This window comes from Hominimerdicola alba, from assembly GCF_900109655.1.
GTDB lineage: Bacteria > Bacillota > Clostridia > Oscillospirales > Ruminococcaceae > Hominimerdicola > Hominimerdicola alba_B.
The window spans coordinates 13,788-26,586 of record NZ_FOAT01000004.1; the positions used below are offsets into that span (position 1 = coordinate 13,788).

At 46.2% G+C, this 12,799-nt stretch carries 9 protein-coding genes and 1 riboswitch; of the genes, 2 read left to right on the forward strand and 7 right to left on the reverse strand.

The genetic code is table 11. From position 1 onward, the window contains the following. The first annotated feature begins 551 nt into the window (after positions 1 to 551). Positions 552 to 627: riboswitch (Fluoride riboswitch) on the forward strand. Positions 628 to 668: 41 nt separating this feature from the next. Further along, positions 669 to 1,874, forward strand: a complete 1,206-nt coding sequence (locus tag BMY75_RS05995; RefSeq protein ID WP_074831156.1) for a cation:proton antiporter — start codon at positions 669 to 671, stop codon at positions 1,872 to 1,874. 356 nt (positions 1,875 to 2,230) lie between these two features. Beyond that, the gene (locus BMY75_RS06000) at positions 2,231 to 4,312 is read left to right on the forward strand and encodes an elongation factor G (protein ID WP_074831159.1); all 2,082 of its coding nucleotides are present in this window, start codon (positions 2,231 to 2,233) and stop codon (positions 4,310 to 4,312) included. 411 nt (positions 4,313 to 4,723) lie between these two features. Here BMY75_RS06000 and BMY75_RS06005 read toward each other — a convergent pair whose 3' ends face one another. From BMY75_RS06005 to BMY75_RS06035, 7 genes are all read right to left on the reverse strand, one after another. Beyond that, a complete protein-coding gene (locus BMY75_RS06005) occupies positions 4,724 to 4,948 on the reverse strand; it encodes a hypothetical protein (protein WP_002851980.1) in 225 nt (74 codons plus the stop codon). A gap of 12 nt (positions 4,949 to 4,960) precedes the next feature. After that, positions 4,961 to 5,416 (reverse strand): hypothetical protein, encoded by a 456-nt coding sequence (locus BMY75_RS06010; protein ID WP_074831162.1) that lies wholly within the window; start codon positions 5,414 to 5,416, stop codon positions 4,961 to 4,963. After that, positions 5,388 to 8,342 (reverse strand): signal peptidase I, encoded by a 2,955-nt coding sequence (locus BMY75_RS06015; protein WP_242940180.1) that lies wholly within the window; start codon positions 8,340 to 8,342, stop codon positions 5,388 to 5,390. The genes BMY75_RS06010 and BMY75_RS06015 overlap by 29 nt, the downstream gene beginning before the upstream one ends. Before the next feature lie 64 nt (positions 8,343 to 8,406). Continuing rightward, positions 8,407 to 9,996 (reverse strand): hypothetical protein, encoded by a 1,590-nt coding sequence (locus tag BMY75_RS06020; RefSeq protein WP_074831168.1) that lies wholly within the window; start codon positions 9,994 to 9,996, stop codon positions 8,407 to 8,409. Between the two features lie 51 nt (positions 9,997 to 10,047). After that, on the reverse strand, positions 10,048 to 10,737 hold the full coding sequence (locus BMY75_RS06025; RefSeq protein WP_074831171.1) for a signal peptidase I: 690 nt from the start codon (positions 10,735 to 10,737) through the stop codon (positions 10,048 to 10,050). Between the two features lie 18 nt (positions 10,738 to 10,755). After that, a complete protein-coding gene (locus BMY75_RS06030; protein WP_074831174.1) occupies positions 10,756 to 11,487 on the reverse strand; it encodes a hypothetical protein in 732 nt (243 codons plus the stop codon). 50 nt (positions 11,488 to 11,537) lie between these two features. Continuing rightward, on the reverse strand, positions 11,538 to 12,296 hold the full coding sequence (locus BMY75_RS06035; protein WP_074831177.1) for an EAL domain-containing protein: 759 nt from the start codon (positions 12,294 to 12,296) through the stop codon (positions 11,538 to 11,540). Positions 12,297 to 12,799: the final 503 nt, after the last annotated feature.

Below are 12,799 nucleotides of genomic sequence, written 5' to 3' on the forward strand. Positions count from 1 at the left end.
ACATTGTTTGTGTACAAATATATTTTATCACACATATTTCATTTTGTCAAGAGGAAAATGAAAGTTCATAGAAAAATAATTTTTTAGTTATGAGTATTGGGAAAGCTGGATCTGTTGGGATAGTCGGATATTTGCTGTTAGTCGTTAGTTTGCGAGATTTCGCCCCTCGTTCCTCGGGTCGAGCTGTCAAATAACAGCGACTGCGTCGGCTGTGGCTTCGCTGTTTGACAGCGGGCGCGGCAATATATTTACGCAGAAAGAGCGTGGACGTTTGTATTGTCCACGCTCTGAAAAATTTTTGCCGCGCCTTTTTGAAAAGGTCGGTAGTTCTTTGTTCTCTTATAGTTTGCTTTGCATTTTGGCTTTGCACCTTGGTGATTGAGGGCTCTGCCCTCAAACTCACGCAAGCCTTTCGCGAAAGGCTTGCGCCAAAGCTCTATTCGCGGCTTCGTCTGTTTTGGTCGATAATTTGTTGCCGCGTTCGGTATCCTCTTTGTTGCCGCCGCACTTGACAAAACTATCTCGATATGGTATATTTATTGTGTCAAAAAAATATTTTCGGGAATGATGATCTCCCAAGGTTTTTACCTGAACCGCTTATTCCAAGCTGATGACGTCTGCCTTACGCAGATGCTGTCGGCTTTTTTATTTTGTTCGGAGGTGTATTTATGCTTTTCTCATTTGCTGTGATATTTCTTGTCGGGCTCGGAGCAGGAGCGCTTTTTCAGGCGATGAAGCTCCCACGGGTCATCGGTATGCTGGCAGCTGGGATAATTGTGGGTCCATTTGCTTTGGGTTTACTGGATGACAAGGTGATGTCAATATCGGCTGAACTTCGGCAAACGGCTCTCATCATAATACTTATAAAAGCTGGTCTGGCGCTGGAGCTTTCAGACTTGAAAAAAGTCGGGCGGGCGGCGGTGCTGATGAGTTTTATGCCTGCTTGTTTTGAGATGGCGGGGTACATGGTATTTGCGCCGTTATTGTTGGGGACTTCGTTGATAGAATCGGCTTTGATGGGTGCTGTGCTGAGTGCTGTCTCCCCTGCGGTTGTTGTGCCGCGAATGGTGGCGCTGATCGAAAAGAAACGGGGTACGGAAAATGGTGTTCCGCAGATGATACTGGCGGGAGCTTCCTGTGATGATGTATTCGTACTGGTTCTGTTTTCGACTTTTCTGACCATGGCGCAGGGTGGAAAAGCTGAGCTTTCGGGACTTATGAACATTCCAATTTCCATAGTTCTGGGGCTGATACTCGGCGGGATATCGGGGTATCTGGTATTCGGGTTATTTGATTTTTCAATCAGGCGTGGGAAGAAAATCCGCAGCAGTGTGAAGCTGATAATAATGCTTTCGGCGGCATTCCTACTGATGACTTTGGAGAGTTCGGTGAAACCTTACGTTGCAATTTCGGGATTACTGGCTATAATCGCTATGGCTTGCGTGATAAAAAAGAAGAGTGAGGTTTCGGACGCAAAGGGACTTTCTGATAAATTCGGTAAAGCCTGGATAGCCGCAGAAGTGATACTGTTCGTGATGGTTGGCGCGGCTGTGGACATTCGTTACACCATTTCAGCAGGATTATCTGCGGCAGTAATGATATTTATTGCGCTGGCATTCCGCGCGGTGGGAGTTTTTATCTGCACGCTGGGTACAAAGCTGGATTTCAAGGAACGGTTATTCTGCGTGGTAGCTTATCTGCCAAAGGCGACTGTACAGGCGGCGATAGGTTCTGTACCACTGGCAGCGGGGCTTGCCTGTGGTAAGACTGTGCTTTCGGTTGCTGTACTGGGGATAATCCTGACTGCACCACTGGGTGCGATCGGTATTGATATGAGTTGTGAGAAACTGCTTTCGGACGACCGAAAAACTTGAAATATGTAAAACTGACTAAAAAGTCGGTGATGTTTGATGCTTTCGGGGCGGTGTCAGGCATGAAAAAGCCTTTGCCGACGGGCGCTGTCATAACAGATCGGACTTGCTAAAATCTGTTTGAATGTGATGAAAATTCGTGAAATAAAGTCAAAAAGACACGTTTCTGACTCAAATGTAAAATATCTGTTTTAAATTTTGTTCATAATCACGAAAACTTTTTTCGATAATGCTATTGCTATTTTGACTAAAATAATATATAATTATGTTATGCGATTGAGGTTTTTGTGTATATTCACCATCACGAAAATTTCCGCTGAAAATATAAAGACGAAAGTCACAGATAGGAGCGAATCACATTGAAAAAGTTTGACAGTACCAAGATCAAGAATATTGCCGTTGCAGGTCACGCAGGGTCAGGAAAGACCTCACTGACAGAGGCTTTGTTATATAAGAGCGGAACAGTTGACAGACTTGGCAAAGTGCTTGAAGGCACAACGGTTTCGGACTACACTGCCGACGAGATAAAGAGAAAGTGTTCTGTATACACTTCCCTTTCAGTTATGGAAACAAGCGATCTGAAAGTTAACCTTCTGGATACTCCCGGTCTGTTCGATTATGAGAGCGGCATGGTCGAGGGCATATATGCAAGCGGCTGTGTGCTGATAACCGTTTCTGCGAAGTCGGGCGTTAAAGTCGGCACTCACAAGGCCTATGAGTGCGCTAAGAAATTCGGCAAGCCCACAATGTTCGTAGTAACCAAGATAGACGATGAAAATGCTAACTTCAACAACGTGCTGACACAGCTCAAGAGCGAATTCGGTCCTACGGTGTGCCCTGTTGTTGTACCTGTTATTGCTGACAGAAAGATAGTTTCTTATATAAATCTCATCGAAATGAAAGCATATAAATACGAAGACGGCAAGGCTGTTGAAACAGATATGCCCACAGCTGAAGTATCGGAGAAAATGGAATACCGTATCGACGGTCTGATCGAGGCTGTATCCGAAGCTGTGGCTGAGACAGATGAGGAGCTGATGGATAAGTTCTTCTCGGGCGAATCATTCACACAGAAAGAGCTGATAGACGGTATACACAGAGGTATGAATGCGGGTGTTATCACTCCTGTTACCTGCGTATCTTCAACTGATCTTTCCGGCGTTGATATGCTTCTGAAAGAGATCGACCTGCTGCTGCCTCCTCCCTCCGAGAAGGATGCTATGGTGGGTGAGACTGCTAACGGCGACACCATCGAAGTTGAGTGCAAGGAGAGCGATCCTCTGGCAGCATTTGTATTCAAGACAGTTGCCGATCCTTTCGTAGGCAAGATGTCATTCATCAAGGTGTTTGCAGGTGTTCTGAAGCCAAATATGGAAGTTGTAAATGCTACCACTGGCAATACAGAAAAGGTCGGCAAGCTTATGACCCTTGTGGGCAAGAAGCAGATAGACATTACAGAAGCAGGCGCAGGCGACATTGTTGTTGCAAGCAAGATGAATGTCAACACCAACGACACCATCTGCGACAGCAGCAGGGTTGTAAAGTTTGAAGCGATCGAGTTCCCGAAGCCTTGCTACAAGATGGCTGTAAAGGCTAAGAAACAGGGTGATGAGAGCAAGATATCCGCGGCTATCGCTAGACTTCTTGAAGAAGACCTGACCCTCAATTACGAGATGGATACTGCTACTAACGAGATGATACTCTCCACACTGGGCGGACTGCATCTGGATTCAGTACAGGGCAGATTGAAGAGCGATTTCGGTGTTGATATGGAAGTTGCGGCTCCCAGAATAAGCTACCGCGAGACTATCCGCAAGAAAGTCAAGGTACAGGGCAGACACAAGAAGCAGTCCGGCGGACACGGTCAGTACGGTGACGTTTGGATAGAGTTCGAGCCTTGTGTATCAGACGAACTGATATTCGAGGAGAAGGTATTCGGCGGTGCTGTGCCCAAGAACTTCTTCCCCGCGGTTGAAAAGGGCTTACAGGAGAGCGTAAAGAAGGGCGTTCTGGCAGGCTTCCCTGTTGTGGGTCTGAAAGCTATACTGGTGGACGGTTCGTACCACCCCGTTGACTCTTCTGAAATGGCGTTCAAGATGGCGGCATCAATCGCATACAAGGAAGGTCTGAGACAGGCTGAGCCTATACTGCTCGAACCTATCGGTGCACTGAATGTTATCGTACCCGATGACAACACAGGCGACATGATGGGCGAGTTGAACAAGCGCCGCGGCAGAGTTCTCGGCATGAACCCCACAGATAAGCATGGTCTTACCGAGATAGTTGCAGAAGTTCCCATGGCAGAGATGCAGGACTTCACACTGACCCTGAGACAGATGACCCAGGGCAGAGGTTCATTCACATTTGAAAAGGTGAGATACGAGCCCCTTCCCGCTAATCTTGTGGCTGATGTTATTGCTAAGAATGCAGTTAATGATTAATGGTTGATATAAAGAGCCGAAGATTTTTGGTCAAGCTTTTCGAAAGGCTTTCGGGATATTTGCACAGTCCTCAATCTCCAAGGCACACAACCAAAATGCACAGCGAATAATAAGAGCATCAAAACTACCCGCTCATTCAAAAAGGCGCGGCAAAAAATTACAGAGCGTGGACAATACAAACGTCCACGCTCTTTCTATGTCCGTAAATCATTGCCGCGTAAAATCGACGGCGGTACGCCACTGCCGACGCAGTCGCTGTTAGTTGATTCCTCGATTCGAGAAACGAAGGGAGAAAACAAGCAAAGAAACACTGTTTGCCACCGACAACAAATCATAGCACGAAAAAACTGCCCCGAAGCACCATAAATGCTTCGAGGCAGTTTTTATTAAATCCAACCATATCAGAGATATTTACAGCGAATTCAGCTTCTTCTGCAGTTCTATCATGTGATTTCTGCAAGCGGTGATCTCTCCAGTGTACTTGTTGAACCACTCAACGTCGTTTTCATCAGGCTCTTCCTGCAAAAGCACCGCCTGTACAAGCGCTGACTGCGATCTTGAACGCTTGCGCTCTATCTCCTCGATAGTCTGACGGCATATCTTTATCTCGCGTTTGAGCTTTCTCTTTTCATTCATATTTGACCACTCCTAATAACCTAATTTGTCCACAGAATCGACCACAGCCTGAGCTTCCTCATAGCCTTTGTCAAGGTCTGCGCCGATGTCATCAAAAGCCTGTTTCAGATCTTCAAGCTTAGTACCCATCTGCTCGGGATATTTTATCAGGCAGGTGTTTACCTCGTTGATGACTTTCTGCTCCTCGGCAAAACCTTCGTCGATCAGGAAAGCGTAGGAATTCGCACAGGTCACATAGCTCATTATACGCTTGTAACGGAGCTCCGTATCGCCCTCATTCAGAAGATAGGATTCTATCTCCTTGCTTGCATGGCTCAGCTCTACCTTGTACTGTTTCCTGTACGTTTCCTGAACGCGCTTGGTCTCGTCGATGTATAGTCCGATAAATACCAGAAGACCGATCAGTGTGATTATCCAGAGAATCAGAAATGTCAACACTCTACGTTTCAGTATCTTCTCTTGGTTCATCAGCTGTCACCTCTTCCTCGGGCTGATAGTTTTCTTCTGCCAGCCTTTGTTTTTCTTTCTCGATAGCTTCTATGATAAGCTCCTGACGGCGATCCTCATAGGATACCTTTTCTGCCTCACTGACTTTCTTGCCCAGCTTTGCAAGGCTTTTCAGTTCATAGATGAATACTGCAAATACAGGTATGATAACAAGTATCATAAGCAGCTTTTTCGGACTCGCAAATGAGTTAACCCATATAAAGAACCTTGCCTTGCCTGTGTATTTTCCGACTATCCTGCCGGGTTTTACAGCTACGCTGTCCTCAATGGTATTTGCATCGCCCTTTGTTATAAAGGTACCGTCTTCCTGTATATCAACTATCCTGTGGGTCACAAGCATACCGTAGATGTCTGTCTGCTCGGAATAGAAAGATATGATATCGCCTTTGTGAAGCGACCTTGTATCTGTCTTTTCAACCACGATGTATTCACCAACGTTTATCGAAGGCTCCATACTTCCCGTGACGACTTTCAGTACGCTCTTTCCGAATACATCCACAGCCTTGTGCCTTGCCGCACATATCATCACATAAGCCGTGAAGATAATAGCCGCAATAAGTATGATGCTCGTGATGATGTTTGCCGCCCTGCGTATGCCGCTTTCGTCCTGTTCATTTTCATGACCGCCGTTCTGTATGCGGTCTATAAGATCAGCGGACTTGTTCCTGCGCTTGTTTTCATTGATGTTTCGGCTTATCTCATTGATCTGCCTGCGCATCTTCTCGAAAATGCTTACATGGTACTCCTTATACAGACGCTTCATCTCGGTTTCGATAGCCTTCTGCTCTTCGGGAGTACGGTTAGGCGGGTTGTATACCGGCTTTGGCTTGCCTTTCATTTCAAGACGCTTGCGCTTCTTGAACTTTCGGTCTGCCAGCATTCTCATGAAGCGGTACTTGAAGGTGCGGGCATACTTTTTGTAGTATACCTCCATCTGGTTGCGCTTTTCCAGTTCTTCCTGTTTCTGGCGCTTCTTCGCTTCTTTCTCGTTGCGCCTGCGCTCGTAATCGGGATTATCTGTATATTTCGGGATTATGCTGAACCATATGACCAGAAGGTAGGTGATGAATCTCGGTATAACGTATATCGGATTCTTTGAGTACTCTTTGTATATTGTCCAAAACGGCTTGTTCTCGAAGTATTCTCGCTCCGCTTTGAGCCTTGCGGCACGTTCAGCTTCACGCCGTTCTTTTTCCTTTTGCTGCTGTTCCAGCTTGATCCTTGCAGCCACTGCACGGGGGTCTTCAAATTCAGCCGAATTCTCTTCGTCTTCCTGCTCTTCCATAGCAGCTCTGACTTCTTCGACCTCTTCTTCCGTGACTTCCGCGTATGCCTGTTTCTGCAGTTCTTCCTCGCTGGGACCGCTGTTTATCTCTTCGCTGTCAAGACCCTCAGCCTCGCCCAGCTCGTTCCTCATCTTCGACTTGTTCAGGCTGATTCGCTCACGCTCGGCAGCCGCACGTTCTTCTTCCTCGCGGCGCTTGCGCTCTTCTTCTTCGCGCCTGCGCATATCTTCAAGACGTGCCTGTCTTTCGGCTTCCTCGGCCTGTCTGCGGCGTTCTTCCTCTTCCTGCTCACGCCGCTTCTGAGCCAGCATCTCTTCCAGTCTGCGGTCTTCTTCTTCGCGGCGCTTGCGTATCTTTTCCAGAGCTTCCGCCCTTGCCGCTTCGATGCGCCGCTGTTCTTCGATTCTTGCTTCTTCTTCAAGACGCTGCTGCTCGGCTTTCTGCCTTTCAGCCTCGCACTGTGCTATAAAGGCACGTTCGATATCGATAACATTATTTACCTCATCGAATACCAGTCTGATATCCGCAGGAAGTTCTTTTTTTACTTTGAATTCGCCCTCGGATGCCACGAAACCCGCAACACCCTCGGCGTAAACATTGTAATCTCCCGAAAGTGAATTGCTGAACCGTTTAACGACCTTAGGCGCCGCTTTTTTCAGCTTCTGGGTCTTCAGCTCAGGGAGCTCTCTGCCCTTTTCGTCCGTATATGATCTGAAAAGCAGAAGATTGAGTATAACCAGCTTGTAGAAATCCTCAATGTAATTATCCTGAGGCTTCACTGCTGTATCCTCAACGTTTATCTCATAACCGACCTTTTCATACCCTACTATATACTGCCAAAGGGTAAGGCAGGCTTTGAGATCCACGTTTTTCATTATGGCATTTGTACGCATGATAGGCGGTCGCACAAAGGTATTTCCCAGCGCCTGACAAAGCTCCGAGCCTTTGTAGCCCTCGATTATCTTTTTAAGCTTTTCAACTCTCTGCCAGACCGTGTATCCGCTTTTATTGTAGCTGTCTAGGCTGGAAGTCGTTTCCAGCTTGACCTGTATCTTCATTTTTCCGCCCGCACCGTCGTCTATGGAGGTATCATATCCCAATGTAAATACTTCCTCATCACGGGCGACCTGTGCGAGTTTTTCGTATCTTGTGGTAATGAATATGTAAAGCCTGTCAACAAGCGTGTTCACGAACTTGTTTTCGTAGGTCATAAGGCTTTCTTCCTTATGTACATTCAGTACCTTTGAAGGCGTGACCTTGCCTGTCTTTTTGTCGAAGCTCTGTATAAGGTCGGTGTGCTGTGCCAGATGTTTCACCGATTCAACGGTTATCTTCCTTGAAAGGGCTATGGGCACTATCTCCTCAACGTCTTCTATTGTACGCCTTGGGTTCCTCAGCACATTGTCCAGATGTACAAGCCCGTTCTCGATAGCCTCTACCCAGCTGACATCTATCGCCTTAGCCATGAGCTTTTTGTTCATCGCAAAGGTGTTCCTGCTCGAATGTAACAGGTTGTCCAGCGATCCGAAAAGCTCATCATCATCAAAAAGCCCCGTGGACTCTTTAAAATCCTCATACCACTTGCCGTACAAGCTATCCAATCGCCTCACCTGCCTTTGCATGAATGATAATTAGTGACTGTGCAAAAAGTACGGGAATAAGCTGTCAGAACAGCTTCTGCAGTCTTTCCAGATATTCGATGGATTCTTTCATCTTGTTCTTTCCGAAGGACTTGTTCATGTAGTTTACGAGCTCTCTCAGCTCATCTCTCAGCATCGCAAGGTTCAGCGATTCAAACTTTCTGAATATCTTGGTAGCCAGAACGTAGTCTACACCCTCCAGTTCCTCGCCGCCGCAAGCAACGTAAACAGGTACGAACAGACCCATCTGCTTAAGTATACGGTTACCGAAAGCCACACGCAGCTTTTCTATTACCCACAGGTCAAGCTGCTGTATCTTCTTGAGTGTATCCTGAGATATGGGGTATTTGTCGAATGCTTCCTTGAAAAGCTGATCCAGATGATCGAAGCCCAGGTCGATAGGACCTGTATCGGGGGCATCGAAAGGAACGCCCTTAGCGTCAAGGTTTATAGGCTGAGCACGGTCGTAAACCTTATCGGATATAGCGTATGTGGAGTCATCGTTGTTCGCTGTGCCGATGTACCATACGTTCTGGGGTATCTTCAGTTTGCCTCGGTTGAGGTTCACAGGGTCTGTGCTCCATACGTTAGGAACCAGGTCAAGTTCCCATTCATCGGCGTTCGGCATTTCAAGGATAGACAGCATCTCCGCGAAGTAGTACTCAACACGGGCGATGTTCATCTCATCGAGAAGCACCAGGTTGATATCGTTGTTGTAGCTTGAAGAGTATATCCTTTTAAGAACTTCCGTCTCGTTGAAGTTCTTTGTGAATTCGTTGAAGTATCCGAAAAGTTCCGTTCTGTCACGCCATGAAGGCTGAACCGAAGCAATGGTAGTATCATGCTGTAAAAACTTACCAAAAGAATAAGGAAGTGAAGTTTTACCTGTACCAGAGATACCCTGCAGGATGATAAGCTTTGTAGAAGCCATACCTGCAATGAAAAGACGTATGGTCTTAGGCTCATAGAACAGGTGCATACGCGAGCAGGCAAAGTTCCTGTAGGTATCGCAAAGCTCTTCCAGCGTGATGCTGTTGTTGTACTCGGGGGGAGTGTAGGAACGGTAGAAGCTGTCCACTTCCATAAGTCTCGAGAATCTTCTGTCCGCCGTTTGTACAACACCGTCGTCCCCGGTCTCTCCGACCACTGCTACAGCACCTTCCGTGCCGCCTTCTGTTCCAAGTGCAGGTACCATACCCTCTGCACCCGCAAGAGACAGCGCGCCCGAAGTAGGTATGCCCATCTGTGCCACCTTCATCGCCATGATCTCGTCCTTTTCCTTCGTCATCTTAAGAACCTGTCTCTGCAGATCGGCGATCTCTTCCAGCAGATCCTCGTTGCTGACGATGGAATGCCTGAACCTGACGTACTTTCTGATCGCCAGCACTATCATCAGACCCAGCAGCACAAACACGCCTGCCACCAGGATTATCGCAAGTATAGACAATATCCAGCCCACCGCACCGAAATCGGTGGAATAGGTCTTGAATATCTGAATGTAATTCTTTATGTTGAAGATATGCTTTATGCCGTTCCAGAGCCCTTTGAAGATCATGGAAAAGCCTTTAAGCATCTCTGTCATAAATACAAAAAACCATTTGAGAAATCCTGTCATAGCCTTTCTCCTTATCGATTAGTAAGCTCAGCTTTCCCCGCTGTACTCGGTTTATTTCTCAGCTGCGGCGGACTTATCCTCGCCGCTTACGGACTGCTCAGCTTTTTTCTTGTTTTCTTCTTCCTGCTTTTGTGCCGCAAGGTATTCCTCGATAGCGCGCTTCTTGATCTCTTCCTCGTCTTCATCGGTAAGCTCAGGCTTTTTCAGCTCAACGAGTGTAACGATGAACTTGTAAAGCTCTACCAGGAAGAACACTGCCATAGGTATAACGATGCAGATAAAGAAACCTGTTTTCGTTCTCAGAAAGTTCATTACCTTGCCAAAGCCGCCAAGCTTGACATCTGTCCACTTGCCGATAACATCGTTGGCAGAAGCAGGTACTGTATCGTCCTGAGCATTGTTGTCGCCTCGTGTAACGAAGCTTCTGGTATTGTCCAGTTCGTTTATCTCCACGATACGGTGGGTATTCTTTACTCTCTGACCGTCGATAATCGTCCAGAAAGTGATAACGTCACCTTTCTGAAGCGAGTATACGTCATCGACCTCTTTACAGATTATCAGGTCATCTTTCTGAAATGTGGGCTTCATGGAGTCCGATTCAACAGTCATGGGGATATATCCCAGCAGATTTGCCACACCGTTGTTTCTTCCCGATGAGAATACCATTATAGTTACCAGCAGTGCAAGGATAAGTATTATCCACACAAGAACGTTTGCAGTTATCTTAAGAACTTTTTTCATATATCTTTTCTCCTAACATTAAGTAGTTTCAACTATCTTGAAGTCCATGCCAAGCTTGAGTGTGCCGCCGATAAGTTCATCTGTACAGTCAGGGTCGTTGCCCTCCAGCCAGATGACCACAGTATACTTATCTTTAGCCTTAGGCTCAAACTTTTCGCGCTTGTTCCTCATAACCACGGTGGCTGACGTAAATTCGCTGTCGCAGTCGCTCTCCTTCCCTGTTCCGTCAGATTTCGTCTTACCGTAGACAGTTTTTTCGCCATTGACGTAAACCGCAACTCTTATGGCTTCATCAATATTGTTCGTCACATTTTCTATGGACATCTCGCCCTCATAGCTTATTGTGTCATCCCCGCCGTTGATAAGGTAGAATGTGTAAGCTATGTAGCTTTCGCCGTTGTGACTGCCGTTTATCATGTCCAGATTATCCGGCAGGTCATCGCCGCTGATGTTGGTCATGTCGTAGACTATATTCGCATTCAGCACCGAGTTCGTCTTGTCGAATTCGGGAGTCTCGGAAAGTGTCAGACCTTGACGCATCATATCGTATTTATTGATCTTTACTGTAAAGCTTCCGTACTTGTCATAGAAATACGATATCGCATAAGCGATGGCGATGATAGCTATCAGAAGTATTACCAGAAGCCCCAATACCCTCATTACCACGACGTGCCGTTTTGCTTCCTTGGCAGTACGCCGAAGTGTCAGCACATCTATAACTTTGGTATTATTGTTATTATTGTCTGCCAAATCAGATACCCCATTCCTTTATAAAAACTGTAATATACTATATTAAAATATCAGTCCTCTTTGCCCCTGCGCCTGATGTACCTTTCAGCCATGTACTTTCCTGCAAGCTCGCCGGCGCAGTAGTGACATTCAAACTCGTAAAGTATTTCAGCTTGATGCACATTTGAGATACCGTCCGCCACAGGCTCGGCGCCCAGACCCGTCACAAAGTCGATAAGGGATTTTACCGCACTGTCCGACCTTTCGTCCTTGCCGATATACTGCGTAAGCTCGGGGCTGAGCATCACATAGTCCACCTCGTATTCCGAAAGCTTCATTATCGGACTGCTTATGCTGCCGAAATCCATCAGCATAAAGTGGAATCCTCTGTTGCGCATCTTTTTGATATTGTCCGCCACAACAGATTCCGTCTCCTCAAAGAGCTTTTCCGAAAGCGCGAAACACAGCTGTGAGGAATGTACCCCCATCTTTTCGCTTTCTTCCAGTATCCTGTGCTCCGCTTCTATGTCACGCAGGAACTTCGCAGGCATATATACCGATATCCAGTTGAACAGCAGTTCGCGCTCATTAAAGGTAGTCACCGCCTGCATCGCCTGAAACATCTCCAGCTCAAACAGGTTAAGGCACTGCTGGGTTATCTCGGATACGTCCCTGAAATTCTCGGGCATCAGCACCCCGAGCCCCGGCGTGTTCAGCCTTGTCTGGGACTGATAAAAGGCGGTGTTTCCTGCGGAAATATTCCGTATCGGCCTGTAATAAAGCTCGACAGCACGCATACCGCCCACAGTAGTCTGAACATCTGATCTCATTACGCCGCCCTCCTTACGTATTTTTATTCTATTTTATTATACAACATATTGTGAATAATGTCAATCGAAATTGGGTATTTTTTATAGATTTAATTAATTATTATTTAACAGCCGAGTTAATGCTTTATTTAATGAATGCTGACGCAAAATGCAGATCATTGAATTGTTAAAAATAATTAAACGGCGTTATATGGCGCTTAACAATTTCTTATCAATCAGAACGCAATGCTTACAAGGTTAAATTCCGGGTTAAAACACTACACTTTGTAGTTAGATAACATTAATATTAACCTTTAACTAGCAAAATTACACAAAGAAGACTTCTGCCTTTGTGCATGTAACTGATTTTGAAAGTTAAAAATATGAATAAAATCCAAAAGTCTTGACAGCGCAAACAAAATCATGTATAATAAGTTCAAGTTAAGAAACAAAAACAATCTGTTTCGTGGAAGTTTCGAGTCATCGGCGAACGTGGCGCCGAAATCTGATATGAAAGGAAAATG